Source organism: Colwellia sp. KU-HH00111, assembly GCF_040362745.1.
Taxonomy (GTDB): domain Bacteria; phylum Pseudomonadota; class Gammaproteobacteria; order Enterobacterales; family Alteromonadaceae; genus Colwellia.
Map to the genome: position 1 here is coordinate 523,739 of NZ_BAABWO010000001.1, position 18,247 is coordinate 541,985.

Annotated in this window: 14 protein-coding genes and 3 tRNA genes; 16 read left to right on the top strand and 1 reads right to left on the bottom strand. The window is 39.6% G+C overall.

Annotated features, from left to right (window positions below):
- Positions 1 to 266 precede the first annotated feature (266 nt).
- The 13 genes from ABXG98_RS02260 to ABXG98_RS02320 all read left to right on the top strand — a co-directional run bounded on the left by ABXG98_RS02260 (position 267) and on the right by ABXG98_RS02320 (position 13,031).
- Complete coding sequence (locus tag ABXG98_RS02260) at positions 267 to 2,300, top strand: heme lyase CcmF/NrfE family subunit (protein ID WP_353537051.1); 2,034 nt, start codon at positions 267 to 269, stop codon at positions 2,298 to 2,300.
- Positions 2,301 to 2,849 carry a DsbE family thiol:disulfide interchange protein gene (locus ABXG98_RS02265; RefSeq protein ID WP_353537052.1) on the top strand — a complete coding sequence of 183 codons (549 nt, stop codon included), beginning with the start codon at positions 2,301 to 2,303 and terminating at the stop codon, positions 2,847 to 2,849.
- Positions 2,849 to 3,400: a cytochrome c-type biogenesis protein gene (locus tag ABXG98_RS02270; RefSeq protein ID WP_353537053.1), complete on the top strand. Its 552-nt coding sequence runs from the start codon at positions 2,849 to 2,851 to the stop codon at positions 3,398 to 3,400. Before ABXG98_RS02265 ends, ABXG98_RS02270 begins: the two co-directional genes overlap by 1 nt.
- Before the next feature lie 9 nt (positions 3,401 to 3,409).
- A complete protein-coding gene (ccmI, locus tag ABXG98_RS02275; RefSeq protein WP_353537054.1) occupies positions 3,410 to 4,717 on the top strand; it encodes a c-type cytochrome biogenesis protein CcmI in 1,308 nt (435 codons plus the stop codon).
- Positions 4,718 to 4,960: 243 nt separating this feature from the next.
- On the top strand, positions 4,961 to 6,004 hold the full coding sequence (gene hemH / locus ABXG98_RS02280) for a ferrochelatase (RefSeq protein ID WP_353537055.1): 1,044 nt from the start codon (positions 4,961 to 4,963) through the stop codon (positions 6,002 to 6,004).
- Between the two features lie 88 nt (positions 6,005 to 6,092).
- Positions 6,093 to 7,352 carry a dipeptidase gene (locus tag ABXG98_RS02285; protein ID WP_353537056.1) on the top strand — a complete coding sequence of 420 codons (1,260 nt, stop codon included), beginning with the start codon at positions 6,093 to 6,095 and terminating at the stop codon, positions 7,350 to 7,352.
- A gap of 45 nt (positions 7,353 to 7,397) precedes the next feature.
- Entirely contained in the window at positions 7,398 to 8,459 is a 1,062-nt protein-coding gene (gene dinB / locus ABXG98_RS02290; protein ID WP_353537057.1) for a DNA polymerase IV, read from the top strand.
- Between the two features lie 37 nt (positions 8,460 to 8,496).
- Positions 8,497 to 9,006 (top strand): recombination regulator RecX, encoded by a 510-nt coding sequence (gene recX / locus ABXG98_RS02295; protein ID WP_353537058.1) that lies wholly within the window; start codon positions 8,497 to 8,499, stop codon positions 9,004 to 9,006.
- Between the two features lie 41 nt (positions 9,007 to 9,047).
- Positions 9,048 to 11,678, top strand: coding sequence for an alanine--tRNA ligase (gene alaS / locus ABXG98_RS02300; protein WP_353537059.1), 2,631 nt, complete (start codon positions 9,048 to 9,050; stop codon positions 11,676 to 11,678).
- 380 nt (positions 11,679 to 12,058) lie between these two features.
- Positions 12,059 to 12,253, top strand: coding sequence for a carbon storage regulator CsrA (gene csrA / locus ABXG98_RS02305; protein ID WP_353537060.1), 195 nt, complete (start codon positions 12,059 to 12,061; stop codon positions 12,251 to 12,253).
- Positions 12,254 to 12,444: 191 nt separating this feature from the next.
- Positions 12,445 to 12,536 (top strand) — tRNA-Ser (locus tag ABXG98_RS02310).
- A gap of 274 nt (positions 12,537 to 12,810) precedes the next feature.
- Positions 12,811 to 12,887: transfer RNA gene (locus ABXG98_RS02315), tRNA-Arg, on the top strand.
- Between the two features lie 67 nt (positions 12,888 to 12,954).
- Positions 12,955 to 13,031 (top strand) — tRNA-Arg (locus tag ABXG98_RS02320).
- A 354-nt stretch (positions 13,032 to 13,385) separates the two neighbouring features.
- On the opposite strand, the gene ABXG98_RS02325 is transcribed toward ABXG98_RS02320, so the two are convergent.
- Positions 13,386 to 14,561 (bottom strand): L-lactate dehydrogenase, encoded by a 1,176-nt coding sequence (locus tag ABXG98_RS02325; protein ID WP_353537061.1) that lies wholly within the window; start codon positions 14,559 to 14,561, stop codon positions 13,386 to 13,388.
- Positions 14,562 to 14,922: 361 nt separating this feature from the next.
- On the opposite strand from ABXG98_RS02325, the gene ABXG98_RS02330 reads away from it, so the two are divergent.
- From ABXG98_RS02330 to ABXG98_RS02340, 3 genes are read left to right on the top strand one after another with little or no spacing between them, the layout of a single operon-like run.
- Entirely contained in the window at positions 14,923 to 15,219 is a 297-nt protein-coding gene (locus tag ABXG98_RS02330) for an OadG family protein (protein WP_353537062.1), read from the top strand.
- A gap of 10 nt (positions 15,220 to 15,229) precedes the next feature.
- Positions 15,230 to 17,008: a sodium-extruding oxaloacetate decarboxylase subunit alpha gene (gene oadA / locus ABXG98_RS02335; RefSeq protein WP_353537063.1), complete on the top strand. Its 1,779-nt coding sequence runs from the start codon at positions 15,230 to 15,232 to the stop codon at positions 17,006 to 17,008.
- 8 nt (positions 17,009 to 17,016) lie between these two features.
- Positions 17,017 to 18,150: a sodium ion-translocating decarboxylase subunit beta gene (locus tag ABXG98_RS02340; protein ID WP_353537064.1), complete on the top strand. Its 1,134-nt coding sequence runs from the start codon at positions 17,017 to 17,019 to the stop codon at positions 18,148 to 18,150.
- Positions 18,151 to 18,247: the final 97 nt, after the last annotated feature.

Consider the following 18,247-nt stretch of genomic DNA (forward strand, 5'->3'; position numbering starts at 1 on the left):
TGTTGTAGCGAAGTTTAACTGATGTTTGTCAGTGACTTTTTGATTTGGATCGTATTATCTCTTTGAGCAATATCATACCATAGCACACCTAAATATTTGCACATTTAGTTACCTACGAATTTGTAACATTAAGAAACAATTGTCACGGTATAAGCGCTAAAGCTTTGCCTGATCTTTTATTTAAGTGTGCTAGAATTGCCCGACTGTTTTTGGTTTAGCGCTATCGCTAAATGTCACAGAAAGAATTAAGAGTAACGGAGAAATAAATGAATTCCCAACTTTTGCCAGAGCTGCTTCCTGGGTTATTTCCAGAATTAGGTCATATTGCTTTGGTTATCGCGCTGGCGTTTGCTTTATGCTTAAGCGTGATCCCTATGATTGGCGTTCACAGCGCGCAACAAAAATTAATGAGCTATGCTAAACCATTGACGTTTGGTATGTTTATATTTACAGCGATAAGCATTGTTATTCTTGGTTATAGTTTTGTCATTGATGACTTCTCTATTAAGTACATAGCGAGCCACTCTAATAGTCATTTACCTTATTATTTCAAAATCAGCGCCGTTTGGGGGGGGCATGAAGGCTCCTTATTACTTTGGGTGTTTTCACTCACCGCTTGGACTATGGCGGTGGCTCAGTTTTCAAAAAATATTGAACAAGAATTTATTGCCCGTGTACTTGCGGTTATGGGCATGATTGCCGTTGGTTTTATTGCCTTTACTTTACTAACATCAAATCCATTTGAGCGTTTATGGCCGAATGTACCTATGGAAGGGCGAGATTTAAACCCATTGTTACAAGATGTAGGATTAATTGTACATCCCCCATTATTGTATTTGGGGTATGTAGGTTTTGCTGTGGCCTTTGCGTTTGCAGTAGCTGCATTAATGTCTGGTAAAATGGATGCTGCATGGGCTCGATGGTCTCGTCCTTGGACGGTGGGTGCTTGGATGTTTTTAACCTTGGGGATCGCCCTAGGAAGTTGGTGGGCATATTATGAACTTGGCTGGGGAGGATGGTGGTTTTGGGATCCAGTTGAGAACGCATCGTTTATGCCATGGTTAGTGGGTACTGCGCTTATTCATTCACTAGCGGTAACAGAAAAACGGGGTACTTTTAGAAATTGGACCGTATTACTTGCTATATTCGCGTTTAGTTTAAGTTTATTAGGCACCTTTTTAGTTCGCTCAGGGGTTATTACGTCAGTGCACTCCTTTGCTGCAGATCCCTCACGTGGTGTATTTATTCTAGTGTTACTTGCCATTGCGGTAGGCGGGTCATTGACCTTGTATGCATTCAGAGCAAGCAATGTTGCAAGTTTCAGTCGTTTTTCATTATATTCAAGAGAAACTGCGTTATTGTTATGTAATGTTATTTTAGTGGTTGCCACTGTAACCGTTTTACTAGGAACCCTGTACCCATTGTTAGTTGATGCTATGGGCTATGGTAAAATTTCAGTTGGTCCTCCTTATTTTAATGCGGTTTTTGTACCCATCATGAGTTTATTATTTGTGATTATGGGAATAGGGCCACTTATTCGTTGGAAAAAAGCAAAAAAAGGTGAGTTGCGTAAGCAAATCTTTAAACCTTCGGTGTTTAGTATTGCCTTTGGTGTTCTTTTCCCAATGGTTTATGGCGGTGAGTTCAACGTGCTCGTTGCTATGGGTATGACATTAGCTTCATGGGTGTTCTTAGTCGTAGTCAAAGAATTATTGAATCAATATAAACACAGAAGCGCCTTAAGTTTAAGTCAATGGGGTATGACCATAGCGCATGCCGGTATTGCGGTCACTATTGTAGGCGTCACGCTAGTCTCTAGTTATGAGAGTGAAACTAATGTAAAAATGGCGGTTAATGAAAAAGTTGAAATTTCTGGTTATCAAATTGAATTTAATGGCATAAAACACGTTGAAGGACCTAATTATAGTGCAGAGCAGGGACAAATTAATGTCTATAAAGGGGATGATTTTATTGCCTTGTTATTGCCAGAACGACGAGCCTATCGTGTTCAATCAATGGGAATGACTGAAGCTGGTATTGATGGTGGCTTATTTAGAGATATTTATGTTGCTTTAGGTGACCCACTTGAGGGCGGTTCATGGGCAATTCGCGTTCATTATAAACCCTTTGTTCGATGGATTTGGCTGGGCGCTTTATTTATGGCATTTGGTGGTGTTTTAGCCATGATGGACAAACGCTATCGGGTTAAAAGAACCGTAAAAAATAGCCGTCGCAGCAGTGAAAATGTACAAGCTGCTGATGTTAAACCTAGTATTCAAGCTGTATCGGAGTTGTCTTAAGTGAATAAAATTATTCGTTTTTTACCCTTGGTTTTAGTCATTGCATTAGGGGTGGTACTTTATCGTGGCTTATCGTTGAACCCAAATGAAATGCCTTCGGCAATGATAGGCAAAGCTATGCCTGATTTTTCTTTGTCAACATTAAATGATGCAGAAAAAATGGTCACTAAAGCTGACTTTGTTGGCGATATTGTTTTATTAAACGTTTGGGCAACTTGGTGTCCAACCTGCAAATATGAGCATCCTTATTTGCTTGAGTTATCAAAAAATCCTCAAGTAAAACTTTATGGCATAAATTACAAAGATGAGCGATTGCCTGCCCAGCAATGGTTAACGCATTATGAAGATCCTTATCAGTTTTCTGTTTTCGATGATCAAGGATTACTTGGGGTTAAATTAGGGGTGTTTGGCGCACCTGAGACTTTTGTTATCGATCATCATGGCATCATTCGTAAACGCTTTGCTGGAGCCATTGATGTGCGTGTATGGCGCAAAGAATTTGAACCGTTAATACAGCAGTTAATCACTGAAAAACAACAGGGTAAATAATGATGTTTGCAGGTAAGCTATTAAATCAGGTGTTACTCACTGTTATTATGATGGTTATAACGTTGATAGTAACAACTAGTCTAGGAATGAGCTCAGTACAAGCCAGTCCAGTAGAGACATTTGAATTTCAAGATGAAGTCACCAAAGTGCGTTTTCAAGCGTTAAGTAAAGAGCTTCGCTGTCCTAAATGTCAAAATCAAAACCTAGCTGACTCAAACTCAACGGTTGCTTCAGCGCTACGTTTAGATTTGTATAACTTATTAATTCAAAATAAATCCGATGCAGAAATTGTCGACTTGATGGTGGATCGCTATGGTGAGTTTGTTTTATATCGACCTCGTGTATCAAGCGTTACTTATATTCTTTGGTTTGGTCCTGCATTATTAATACTAATTGGTATTATTATAGTGATCGTTATTTTAAGAAAAAAACCAGTGAGTAAAGAAAGCTTATCGTTAAATACAGAGCAGCAGCAAAAATTAGATCAATTATTAACACCAAGTGATAATAACGTCTCCTCGTCAAAATCAGCTTCAGCACAAAAAGAGTAAGTCATTATTATGGAAATTGTATTTATCCTCCTCGCTTTTATTGCTTTATTATTAATTGTGATTTGGCGACCATTGTTTAAACAAGAAAAAAATCAACAAAATGCTGAGCTTGTTGCTAGCACCCAAAAAGGTGTTCGTGAGCAAACCAATATTGATTTATATCATGAGCATAAGTCGGAAATAGAAAGAGATTTCAACGAAGGAGCTATTGACGAAGAGAACTATCAATATTTGTTGGCCGAACTTGATAAGAGTTTATTGCAGGATGTAAGTGCCACTGAAAGCGATAACAATAGCGCAACTAGCACTAAACCTTTTAGTGTTCTGTGGCCGATATCTTTATCTATATTTGTACTGGTATTTTCAGTTGCTTTGTATGTAAAACAAGGCACTTTAGCGACCTTAATGAGTTCGCCAACACCCGCACAGGCGAACCAACAAAGCGCTATGTCGGCAGAACAACAAGAACAAAACCGTCAAGAGCAAATGCTAGCCTACATTGACAAAATGCAGCAACATTTAGATGCTAATCCAGAAGATAGCGAAGCTTGGTATAACTTGGGGCAAACCTTTGTTGGAGCCGGCGAGTTTGATTTTGCCATTAAAGCATTTGAGCAAGTGATACGTATTGAAGGTGAGCATGCCGATTTGCTCGGTGCTATTGCCCAAGCCAGTTATTATAAAAATAATCAACAAATTGATGAGCATGTTCAAACATTAATTGATAGAGCGCTTGCATTGGATATTAATGACCCGTCCACTAACATTTTATTGGGTATGCACCATTTTATGGGGCAAAAATACCAGCCGGCAATTGAGTATTGGCAGCGAGTGATTGATGCAAATAAGCCAGGTGTGAATATCGCAGCCTTGCAAGAAGCCGTTAATGAAGCAAAAAAACGCATCAATATGCCTGCTAGCAGCTCAGCGCTTGAATCCTCTGCTTCTCAAGTAGTTGATGGCCCACAATTAAAAGTAAGAGTGAGTCTATCTGAAGAAATTTTATCTCAATTGTCACAAGATGAAGATAAAGTGGTTTTTGTTTATGCGACACCAACTAGTGGCAAGCGTGTGCCGTTAGCCGCGTTGAAATTAATGGCAAGTGATTTACCTAAGGTAATAACCTTAGATAATAGTAATGCTATGTCTGCACAAAGTAACTTAAGTAGTGTCACTAACGTACATCTCTATGCGGTTGTTTCTAAACAGGGGGCTGCAGGCATTAAACCCGGAGATTATAAAGCTGAACTACATAATGTTGCGGTTAATGACAATGCTGACACTATTAATTTGGTGATTAATAGCCTTGTAGAATAACGGGTAGTGTTAACAGCTAAAAGTACATCAAGTGCAAATGGCCCTTAACTATCTTGGCTATCGTAATGACTTATAGTTTTAGACAAGGGGTGAAAAAGCCTTGTCGGTTGGACTTCATTCTGACAAAGTAAATAAATCGCCCATATTAATGAGCTTTGGTTTTATTATGTGCAAAAAGTGCAAAAATATTGGCTATTGAAATGACATATTAAACGATCAATCTAACTTGAAAATAAGAGATAAATGAAATCACGTTTTAGCGCTAAAAAAGACAGAAATCAATCAGTAAAAACTGGTGTATTGTTAACCAATTTGGGCTCACCAGAGCAGCCAACAACACAAGCAGTACGTACTTATTTACGCGAGTTTTTATCCGATCCGCGCGTGGTCGAAATTCCGCGTATTATATGGTTGATAATACTCCATGGTATTATTTTGCGTGTCCGTCCGAAAAAATCGGCAAAGCTTTATCAAAGTGTATGGACAGAGCAAGGCGCGCCTTTAGTAGTGACGAGCCAAGCCCAAAAACAAAAAGTGGCAGCCAAACTCGCTCAACAATACGGTGATGATGTTATTGTTGATGTTGCAATGCGTTACGGTGAGCCTTCAATTGCTAAGGTATTAGAAAAATTTCAGCAGCAAGGTGTTGAAAACCTAGTGGTATTGCCGCTCTATCCGCAATATGCAGGGCCGACAACAGCTTCTACTTTTGATGCTGTTAGCAACGTTTTGCAAACATGGCGTTATGTGCCTAGCCTACACTTTATTAACAGCTACCATAATAATGATTTGTATATTCAAGCGTTGGCTAATACGGTCAGTGAACATATTGACAAGCATGGAACACCAGATAAATTAGTGTTGTCTTATCATGGGATGCCTGAATTGTTCTATCAATCCGGTGATCCCTATTATGACTTTTGCAAAATAACCACCGAGTTACTGAAGGACATGCTGCTTAGTCGCTCTGAGCAACTAAAGTCAGAGTCGTTTGTGATGACTTTTCAATCACGCTTTGGTAAAGCACAATGGTTGCAACCTTATACTGATGTTACACTTGAACAATTAGCGAAAGATGGGCACAAACACATCGCTATTATTAGCCCAGCCTTTAGTGCAGACTGTTTGGAAACACTAGAAGAGCTTGAGTGTGAAAACCGTGAAGTGTTTATGGAGGCGGGCGGTGAACAATATCACTATATACTCGCGTTAAATGATCGTGAAGATCATGTCGCAGCCATAGTCGATGTATTAGCACCTACTCTGGATAGTCTCTCCCTTGATTGAACGAAGCTGGCATTATCAAGGCGTTCCTGAGTAAAGTGCATAGGCACCAAATAAAATCACATTACAACAAAAAAAATAAGGTCAGGTTATGAAATCATTTACTCTGGGCAAACTCGCCTTGATTACCCTTTGTTCAACAGCAATATTAACTGGTTGCGAAGATAAAACGGCATTAGTAAAAGATCCAGCAACACCTAAGGTGATGACGATTGCCCAACAGGCGAAAAAAATAGCGAAAGAAACCATCATTGTCGACACCCATATCGATGTTCCTTATCGTCTTGAGGAAGAATATGAAGATGTCAGCAAAGCCACCGAAAAAGGTGATTTTGATTACCCAAGAGCGGTTAAAGGTGGTTTAGATGCTGCGTTTATGTCAATTTACATCCCATCTAAGCTGCAAAAAACAGGTGGTAGTAAAGCATTAGCAGATAAACTTATTGATGACGTTGAAGCAATTGTCAAACAATCACCGGATAAATTTGCCTTAGCTTATTCCACACAACAAGTGCAAGATAACTTTGCCAACGGTCTAATTTCATTGCCCATGGGCATGGAGAATGGCAGTCCAATCGAGGGCGATTTAGCTAATTTACAACATTTTTACCAACGTGGTATTCGTTACATTACTTTGGCTCATGCTAAAACAAATCATATTTCAGACTCCTCTTACGATGAAAATCGACCTGCTCAAGGGCTCACTGACTTTGGTAAACAATTAATTGTTGAAATGAATAACCTTGGGGTCATGGTCGATATCTCTCATGTCTCAGATCAAGCGTTTTATCAAGTGATGGAAATCAGTAAAGTGCCGGTCATAGCCTCGCATTCATCAGCTCGACATTTTACGCCTGGTTTTGAGCGCAATATGTCAGATAAAATGATCACCTTACTAGCAAAAAATGGTGGGGTCATTCAAATGACCTTTAGCGGGATTTTTACTTCTCAAAAATTCAGGGAGCAAAGTGCTGCCTATAAATTACAAAAAGCAGACTTCATTAAAGTAAATAATTTAGATGAAGCGCTTGAAGCGGATCAAAATAAAATTGATGAATTTGAAGCTGCGTATGAATTACAACACCCTTATGATGTTGGCACCTTGGGGTTAGTGCTTGATCATTTTGATCATGTGGTTAAATTAGTGGGTATAGATCATGTCGGTATAGGCTCAGATTTTGATGGAGTGAGTGGTATTCTTCCACAAACATTAAAAGATGTTTCAGGTTACCCAAATTTAATTGAAGGTTTATTGCAGCGCGGATATAGCGAACCAGACATTAAAAAATTACTGTCGGGTAATTTAATGCGAGTATGGCAACAAGTTGAGGAGTACGCAGCTAAACACTGATCGTAATGATATTGACACTGTATAAAATAACAGTAAAATATCGATATGAAGAAAATAATTCATATCGATATGGACTGCTTTTATGCAGCGGTAGAAATGCGGGATTTTCCGCACTATAGAAGTATTCCGTTAGCTGTTGGCGGTGACGGCCCTCGCAGTGTACTTTGTACATGTAATTATCAGGCGAGAAAATTTGGTGTTCGCTCGGCTATGTCGGCTATTAAAGCCAAACAGCTGTGTCCAGAGTTAACCATAGTGCAAGGTAGAATGGCAGTCTACAAAGCAGTGTCAGTACATATTCGTGAAATTTTTGCCCGTTATACTGATCTCATCGAGCCGTTATCGCTTGATGAGGCTTATTTAGATGTTACCAACTCAACGATGTGCCAAGGCAGCGCTACCCTTATTGCTGAAAAAATAAGGCACGATATATTCAATGAACTTAAGCTAACAGCATCAGCGGGTGTTGCTCCAAACAAATTTATTGCTAAAATAGCCAGTGATGAAAATAAACCTAACGGTCAATGTGTTATTTCTCCTCAACAGGTTTCAGAATTTGTTGAACAATTGTCCTTGAAAAAAATCCCAGGTATTGGCCCTAAAACCTATCAAAAATTACAATCTTTGGGCTTTACCACGTGTGCGGATGTTAGAGCCTCCTCGGTAGCTAAGCTTAATACTATTGTTGGAAAATTTGCTTCGAGTTTATATCAAAAAGCCCATGGCATTGATAATCGAGAACTTGATGTCAGCAGACAACGAAAGTCATTAGCTATAGAAACTACACTGGCAAGTGATATCTATACCGAAGCCGAATGTTTAACTGTTATTGAGAGTTTGCATCCGAAGCTATTAGCACGACTAGCGAAAGTAGAGGGCAGAAAAATTGTACGCCAAGGTATTAAAGTAAAGTTTAACGACTTCAACCAAACCACCGTTGAACAGCAGAATATAGCGCCTGAGCTTGATGTTTATCACACCTTATTAACCAAAGCGTTAACTCGAGGAAAAAGCAGAGGCGTGCGTTTGCTTGGTTTAACCTTAGGCTTTGCAGATGAGGATAATCTAGTGACCGAACTGCAAGCAAGGCAATTAACCTTATTGTGAACCACAACTTAAAACGATAATAGTAGTAAACAAGTCTATGGATATTGATGAAAATCAAAAATCAGCAAAGAAAAAACCGCCAAATCAAACGGCAATACAATGTGGTGTAGGTTTATTGGCGAGACGTGAACACTCTGAGTTTGAATTGCGTCAAAAGCTTTCTGCCCGAGAATACGAGGCAAATGAGATTGAATTAGCCATTGAGCGATTACTTGAAAAAAACTATCTGTGTGATACTCGCTTTGCTCAAAGTACCTGTCGATACCGAGTTAATCGGGGGTATGGCTGGCGATATATTGCCAATGAGCTGAAACAGAAGGGGGTTTGTTCAACTATTATTCAACAATTGCAGAAAAATTGCGAAATTGATTGGTATCTTCAAGCTGAGCTTGCGTATAATAAGCGTTTTGGCGAGCAATGGGAGAGCGAGGCCCAAGTAGACCAAAAAATGCAAGCCAAAAAAATACGATTTTTGCAATATCGCGGATTTTCATCTGATGAAATTTTTGCGATAGTAAGTAGTAACACTAGTAAGCACGCACGCTAGTAGTTAGTAATTATTGAACAAACAGAATGATTAAGGTTCCCATGATTAAAAGCACCGCCGAAGTACGTCAGGCATTCTTAGATTTTTTTGCCACCAAACAACATCAAATTGTTAAAAGTAGCTCATTAGTACCTGGTAATGATGCAACCTTACTATTCACCAACGCTGGAATGGTTCCTTTTAAAGATGTTTTTCTAGGCGCTGAAAAACGCAGTTACACTCGTGCTACTTCAGCACAACGCTGTGTGCGCGCTGGTGGTAAGCATAACGATTTAGAAAACGTTGGTTATACCGCTCGTCACCATACTTTTTTTGAAATGTTAGGTAATTTCAGTTTTGGCGATTATTTCAAAGAAGATGCTATTCGGTTTGCATGGGAATTTTTAACCGTTATTTTAGGGCTGCCTAAAGAAAAGTTATTAGTTACTATTTATGCTGACGATAACGAGGCTTTTGCCTTTTGGAATAATGAAATAGGCGTGCCGGCTGAAAAAATTATTCGCATTGGTGATAAGTCAGCAGATAAAAAATATGAATCAGATAACTTCTGGTCTATGGGTGACACTGGGCCTTGTGGCCCATGTTCCGAAATATTTTATGATCATGGTGAAGATATCTGGGGCGGTCCTCCAGGGTCGCCAGAAGAAGATGGTGACCGCTTTATAGAAATATGGAATATCGTTTTTATGCAGTTTAATCGTCAAGCAAATGGCGATATGGAGCCATTACCTAACCCATCAATTGACACTGGTATGGGATTAGAGCGTATTTCAGCTATTATGCAAAATGTGCACAGCAATTATGAAATCGATTTATTCCAAGCATTGATTAAAGATACGGCTGAATTATTATCTTGTGATGATTTAAACAATAAATCGTTACGCGTGATTAGCGATCATATTCGCTCTTGTAGTTTCTTAATTGTCGATGGTGTTGTCCCATCAAATGAAGGTAGAGGATATGTGCTTCGTCGTATAATACGTCGTGCTATTCGTCATGGTCATAAGCTTGAAGCAAAAGAACACTTCTTCCATAAATTAGTAAAATCGCTAATAACGCAAATGGGCGAGGCCTACCCAGAATTAGTGCAACAACAAGCCACTATTGAAAAACTGTTACGTATAGAAGAAGAGCAATTTGGTCGTACTTTAGATCGAGGTATGTTAATGCTTGAAGAGGTATTAACTAATTTATCTGGCGATACTATTAATGGTGATGATGTATTTAAACTCTATGATACTTATGGTTTTCCTGCGGATTTAACGGCTGATATCGCCCGTGAGCGCCATTTAAATATTGATCACGAAGGATTTGATCGCGCAATGGGCGAGCAACGTGAACGCGCCCAGCAAGCTAGTCAGTTTGGTACAGACTATAATCAACAGTTAAAATCTGATCATAAAACTGGTTTTAAAGGCTACAATAATCATTCATATTCTGCCACTGTGGTGGAGTTGTTCAACGACCAAGATCAAGAAGCAGTGAACCAGCTGAGTGCTGGAGAACAAGGATTAGTTATTTTAGATAATACCCCTTTTTATGCTGAGTCAGGTGGTCAGGTTGGTGACTCTGGTTTATTGCACCTTGATGGCGGAGTGTTTGAGGTTGAAGATACGATTAAACTTGGTAACGCTTTCGCTCATAAAGGGGTGGCGCGTACCGATGTTGGTTTAAATCGTCGAGTTAAAGCTGAAATTGATAGCAAACGCCGCGCAGCAATTATTAAAAATCATACAGCAACACATCTGCTGCATGCTGCTTTACGCAAAGTTTTAGGTCAACATGTGACCCAAAAAGGCTCCTTATGTGATAGCGACAAATTACGTTTTGATTTCGCTCATTTTGAAGCCATGACGGCTCAAGAATTATATGATGTTGAACAGCTAGTCAATGATGAAATACGACGTAATCACGCTAAAGAAACAGAATCTATGCATATTGATGAGGCGAAAGAAAAAGGTGCGATGGCACTCTTTGGCGAAAAGTATGATGATGAAGTACGCGTGGTCACATTAGGTGATTTTTCTACTGAGCTTTGTGGTGGTGTGCATGTTGAGCGTACCGGTGATATTGGATTATTAAAAATAGTCTCAGAATCCGGTATTGCTGCAGGCGTAAGACGTATTGAAGCGGTTACGGCTACTGGGGCATTAGCCTTTATTAACGAGCAAAGTGCCCGCTTAGCGAAAGTGGCAGGCTTAGTTAAAGCAGATGTGTCTAGCGTTGACAGTAAAGTTGAACAGTTAATTAACCGTTCTAAACTTCTAGAGAAAGAAATTAGCCAATTAAAGCAAGAATTAGCGGCACAGGCTGGCTCAGATTTAGTCAGTAAAGCAATTGATATCAACGGGATTAAAGTACTTATTGCGGATTTAGATGGCATAGAAAGTAAAGCCTTACGCCCTATGGTTGATGAGCTGAAAAATAAAATGCAATCAGGCATTATCATGCTTGCTACTGCAAACGAGGGCAAAGTTGGGTTAATTGCAGGGGTGACCAAAGACTTAATCGGTAAAGTTAAAGCTGGTGAGTTAGTGAATATGGTTGCTCAGCAAGTGGGTGGTAAAGGGGGAGGCCGACCCGATATGGCACAGGCTGGAGGAAGCCAACCTGAAAATATTGCCAAAGCGCTGGCTTCGGTTCAACCTTGGTTAAATGAAAAATTAAACTAATCACTGTTTTCTATAGTTAACACCAAAAACCAATGCTAACCACATTGGTTTTTTTGTAAGTAGATTATATGAAATTTGTCTTTAGGCACCTTTGGCTGAATTTTAATCAGAAATGTTATCTGGGTGTTAAGCTAAATCAATAAAGCGATAAATAGCATAAAAAAACGGCTTTTAGCTCTATTCAAAGTAAAGCTAACCTTGATAGAATGGCGTTTCATTTTAATTAATTTTGGTATTGGAACTTAAATTAATTAAAAAGTGGATTTTTTCATAATATTTACTATTACTTATAGTGTATTACGGAAAAAAGACTAACTTCATATATTACTAGCTTATATATATTTATTTAGTGATTCTCAATTTAAAAAAAGGAAGATGCAATGTTAATATTAACACGACGCGTTGGTGAGACATTAATGATCGGTGATGAAGTCACTGTTACCGTCTTAGGCGTTAAAGGAAATCAGGTAAGAATAGGTGTTAATGCGCCAAAAGAAATCTCAGTACATCGTGAAGAAATTTATATGCGAATTCAAGCTGAGAAGGACGATAATGAAGGAGCTGGCAACGTATAATTTGTATACTTCAATCGTTCATATATAAAAAGCACCATAGCCAATGGTGCTTTTTTTATGGGCTAAAATTAGCCGGGAGTGGATGAAAATCGACAGAATTGAGTGAATTGTCAACAAACAGTTAGAAATTATCAATAAATTCATAAAAAAGTTTGACTTATTTTTGAGATCCATTAATATTCGCACCCACTGGAGAGGTGGCCGAGTGGCCGAAGGCGCTCCCCTGCTAAGGGAGTATCTGGTTTATCCCGGATCGAGGGTTCGAATCCCTCCCTCTCCGCCATTATTTAACTTAGGTTGGTAATGGCTGCGAAATGAAAATTCGCGAATCGGGTAAGTAACGATTTAAATAATATCTTAATTGCGGATCCGTTGTCAGTTGGATAGATTATCTAATGTTGCTGGCTACGAACTGAGTTCGCGAATCGGGTAAGTAACGATTTAAAAAACATCTTAATTGCGGATCCGTTGTCAGTTGGATAGATTATCTAATGTTGCTGGCTACGAACTGAGTTCGCGAATCGGGCAAGTAACGATTTAAAAAACATCTTAATTGCGGACGCGTAGCTCAGCTGGATAGAGTACCTGGCTACGAACCAGGCGGTCGCAGGTTCGACTCCTGCCGCGTCCGCCACTTTTCTTCAAGTGGAAAAATAATGAAGATAAGCTAATATTAAAGCTGAAAAAATAAATATGACCGCGGACGCGTAGCTCAGCTGGATAGAGTACCTGGCTACGAACCAGGCGGTCGCAGGTTCGACTCCTGCCGCGTCCGCCACATTCTTTCGAGAAGTTAAGAAACCAATCTTTTGATTGGTTTTTTTTCGCCTACAGATTATACCAATCTCACTAACTATGTGATCATTTCTACTGGTTAAAACAACCAACTACGGCGTTATTTATTTAACAATTAGAACAACTAGTTATTAAAATAAATGCCTTGTATTTGGCTGTTTTTCCTGCGTATAAAATAGATCACCTAATTAATGAAACTGGTATTACTCAATGGTAGACCATGAGTGCGTAGCTCAGCTGGATAGCATATGACTAGGTGAAAGCTGGCTACGACTGAATCCCTTTGCGGTCACAGGTTCGACGCCTTCAGTAATCGCCACATTCTTTCATTGAGCATTTAAGGCTGAACGAGTATGTCACTAGTAATATCACTAACCTTGGTGACGCCTGTTAAGGCCATTGCAACACGTAACTCATTTTCAAATTGTGTCAGTAACTGACTTACTCCTTGTTCACCATTAGCAGCTAATGCGTAAGCCCATGCACGCCCAAGCAAACAGGCATCAGCACCTAAAGCTAAAGCCTTTACCACATCAAAACCACTACGAATTCCACCATCGATTATTATCTTGCACTGTTTATTGACCGCAGTGACAATCTCGGGGAGCACGGTTAATGAGCCTTGCGCACAATCTAATTGGCGTCCTCCATGATTGGACACTACAATAGCATCTGCACCAAGCTTGACTGCATTTTTTGCGTCATCACTGTCTAAAATGCCTTTAATAATTAAATTTCCTGACCAGTTATCTCGAATCCACTGAAGATCGTCCCAGGTCATACTAGGATCAAACTGATTATCGACCCAGCCTTTAAAATCATCTAGGGAGTGGGCATTTGGCACCGCAGCAGATAAATTACCAAAGGTTAATGGTTTGCCTCTAATTGCAACATCCCAAAGCCATTTAGGATGGCTAACCACGTCAGCGCCCCGCTTGAAGAGACTGAGTATACTTTTGCTAGTAGCACTTGATGATAAGCCATTTCGTATGTCGCGGTAGCGCTCTCCTAACACGGGTAAATCTACTGTTAATATGAGTGTTTCACAACCTGCATTTTTAGCTCTGGAAAGCAAATTAATGGCATAGTTTCGGTCTTTTATTACATACAGTTGAAACCAAAAGGCTTGCTCCGTTTGGGCTTTTAATTCCTCGATAGAACAAATACCAACGGTAGAAAGGCAAAAGGGAATATTGTGTGTAACTGATGCTGTTAACGCCTGTTGCTCACCTCTTCTTGCAAAGCAGCCAGCCAAACCGATAGGTCCAAGAATTATCGGCAAGTTAATGCTATGGTTAAATAAGGTCATACCGAGATCTATTTTGCTCACATCACGCAAGATCTTTTGACGCAAAAAGAGTTTGGCAAAAGCATTGATATTATTGGCTAAGGTAATCTCTTGATAACTACCACCGTCAATATAGTCAAATAACTGTCTTGGAAGTCGTTTTTTCGCAAGTAAGCGAAAGTCTGCCGTGTTTGCTGGTGCAATAGCTAAGCTGCTAGATGTCATTAGGTAGTGACCTTAGATAATAGGTTGAAAAACATCCTAATTTAGTTTGATACAGATAACAAGTGTGTTGATGTTTTTATCTGACAATGAATAATATGCAATATAAATGAATAAAAGCATCTTTAAGGTATATTGTATAATATAGGTGTTTTTTCTCCTGAATAGTAGATATTCACTGAAATAATATTGTATACAGTATCTTATTTATGCAGTTTTGTTTGAATATTTAGTAAAAAAGACTGAATATAAGACAAAATGATACTTGACGAAAAATTATTTTTCTGAAACTGCAAAATAATGTTTGTTTTTAATAATTGGAGTGATTATTCTAATTTCTTAAATTTTCGAGTGAGAACAAAAAATGAACAATATGGAGCAGCAGTTTTTAGAAGCTGGAACACTTATGCTGGCTGGAATGGTATTTGTATTCGCTTTCTTAAGCTTATTGATTATCTTTATTAACACAGTACTAGCAAAGTTGGCGGTTAAATTTCCAGATCCAATTGTAGCCACTTCAACTCGCTCAAACAAAGATAATAAAAAAGCAGCCAGCGGTGATATATCACCTGCTATTGTGGCAGCAATTAGCGGCGCGGTAACTCGCTATCGCCAACAACACTCTCAACAACTTTCTGTTGCACAGAAAGTAAAAAAATAAGGGCACAATCATGAGCAAACCATTAGGTATTACCGAAGTTGTCTTAAGAGATGGCCATCAATCAATTTTAGCAACACGTCTTCGTTTAGCAGATATGTTGCCAATTGCCCCAACCTTAGATGAAATTGGTTATTGGTCTATTGAGTCTTGGGGTGGGGCAACATTCGACTCTTGTATTCGCTATTTAGGTGAGGATCCTTGGGAACGCATTCGTGCATTGAAGAAAGCTATGCCTAACACCAAACAACAAATGCTGTTTCGTGGACAAAATATTTTAGGCTATCGCCACTATGCTGATGATGTTGTAGAAAAGTTTGTTGAACGTGCACATATTAATGGTATTGATGTATTTCGTATTTTCGACGCTATGAATGATGTGCGTAACTTACAAACATCGATAAAGGCTGCGGTAAAAGTTGGCGCGCATGCTCAAGGTACATTAAGTTATACCGAAAGCCCTGTCCATACGCTTGAGGGTTGGATTACCATGGCTAAGCAACTTGAAGACATGGGAGCACACTCTTTATGTATCAAAGATATGTCTGGTTTATTAAAGCCCTACAACGCTGCCGAATTAATTAGCAAGTTAAAAGAAAGTATTTCTTTGCCTATTGCACTCCACTGTCATGCAACAACAGGGTTAAGTATTGCTACCCAGATGAAAGCGATTGATAGTGATATAGATGTCATTGATACCTCTATCTCGTCAATGAGCATGACCTATGGTCATTCACCAACAGAAACCATTGCCTCTATTGTTGACGGTAGTGAACGTGCTACAGGCTTAAATATTGAAAAAATGGCTGAAGTTGCGGCATATTTCCGTGATGTGAGAGAAAAATATGCAGAATTTGAAGGGAGCTTAAAAGGTGTTGATGCGCGTATTTTAACAGCACAAGTGCCTGGTGGCATGTTAACTAACATGGAAAACCAGCTTAAAGAGCAAGGTGCAGCCGATAAATTTGATGAAGTATTAACTGAAATCCCTAAAGTACGTAAAGATTTAGGGTATATTCCTCTCGTTACCCCTACCTCACAAATTGTCGGCACTCAAGCTGTGCTTAATGTCCTTACAGGTGAGCGCTATAAATCTATCACCAAAGAAACCTCGGGTGTTTTAAAAGGTGAATATGGGGCGACAGCTGCGCCGGTTAATGCTGAGTTGCAAACACGAGTATTAGATGGAGGCTCGGTCATCACTTGTAGACCAGCAGATTTACTAGACCCAGAAGTTGATAAGCTATCAGCAGAGCTGCAAGGACTAGCTAAAGAGAAAAATATCGAATTAGCCAATGAGGTTATTGATGATGTATTAACCTATGCCTTATTCCCGCAAATAGGTTTGAAATTCTTAGAAAATCGTAACAACCCGAGTGCCTTTGAACCTATTCCAACCAAAGCTAGTGCTAAGGCTTCGCCTTCAGCAGAGCCAAGCGCAACTTCGGGCCCTGAAAACTATGCGGTAAGTGTTGATGGGAAAATTTACGATGTTGTAGTTGCACCAGGCGGCTCTATCGAGGAAATAACACACCCTGCCGGTGATGATGCTATTAAGCAATCTGCTTCGATTTCTGCGGAAGAAACCTTGAACGCGCCATTATCAGGAAATATTTTTAAAGTGTTCGTTAATGAGGGAGACACTGTTGAAGCAGGCGATGTCGTTATCATTATGGAAGCGATGAAGATGGAAACAGAAATTCGTGCCGTAAACTCGGGTGTAATTACTAATGTGCATACCAAAGAAGGTGACTCTGTTGCTGTTGGTGATGCCTTACTTAGCTTTTCGTAGGGGATCTAATGGATTCGTTATATAAATTATGGCTATCAACTGGTCTAGCAAACTTTGAATTAGGCCAAGTGATCATGATGTTAGTGGGCTGTGGCTTGCTTTATCTTGCTATTGCCAGAAACTTTGAACCGTTATTATTATTACCCATGGGGTTTGGCTCTATTTTAACTAATATTCCTGTGGCGGGTTTTTCAGAAGTGGGCGGTTTACTGCATTATATTTATTACGCAGGTATTGATACTGGAATTTTCCCCTTATTAATCTTTATGGGCGTAGGGGCAATGACCGATTTTGGTGCCTTGATTGCTAACCCTAAAACTTTATTATTGGGAGCGTCAGCGCAGTTTGGTATTTTTGCCACCTTGTTTGGCGCGATTGCCTTAAATGTTGTGCCTGGCATTGAGTTTACCTTGAAAGATGCATCAGCCATTGCAATTATTGGCGGAGCTGATGGTCCAACGGCTATTTTCTTGGCATCAAAATTAGCTCCAGAACTACTGGGCGCTATTGCTGTGGCAGCCTATTCTTATATGGCATTAGTTCCTATCATTCAACCACCCATCATGAAGGCACTAACCACTGAAGATGAACGTAAAATTGAAATGGCGCAACTTCGCCCGGTGACAAAAATAGAAAAAATTGTTTTTCCATTAGGCGTGTTATTAATGACCATATTCTTTTTGCCGGCAGCAACACCACTGGTCGGTATGTTTTGCTTAGGTAACTTGATGCGAGAATCGGGTGTTGTCGATCGCTTGAGTTCAACAGCGCAAAATGAGTTAATTAATATCACCACCATCTTTTTAGGATTAGGTGTTGGCTCAAAGCTTAGTGCAGAGGCATTCTTAAATGTTGAAACATTAGGGATTTTAGCCTTAGGTGCGGTTGCTTTTTCTATTGGTACTGCCTCAGGTGTATTGATGGCAAAACTGATGAATAAGCTGTCTAGCGTGCCGGTTAATCCATTAATTGGTGCAGCGGGTGTTTCTGCAGTACCTATGGCAGCACGTGTGGCTAATAAAGTTGGTTTAGAAGCTAACCCGCATAACTTCTTGCTGATGCACGCCATGGGACCCAATGTTGCTGGCGTGCTTGGTTCAGCAGTTGCAGCCGGTATATTATTAGCCCTAGTGGGTGGCTAGCTGTATCACAGTTTGTTTTATCGAGTGTAAAAAAGCCGAGCATGTCTCGGCTTTTTTATTTTTCGGTGTTACTATCATTTTATTCAATTCAAACGAT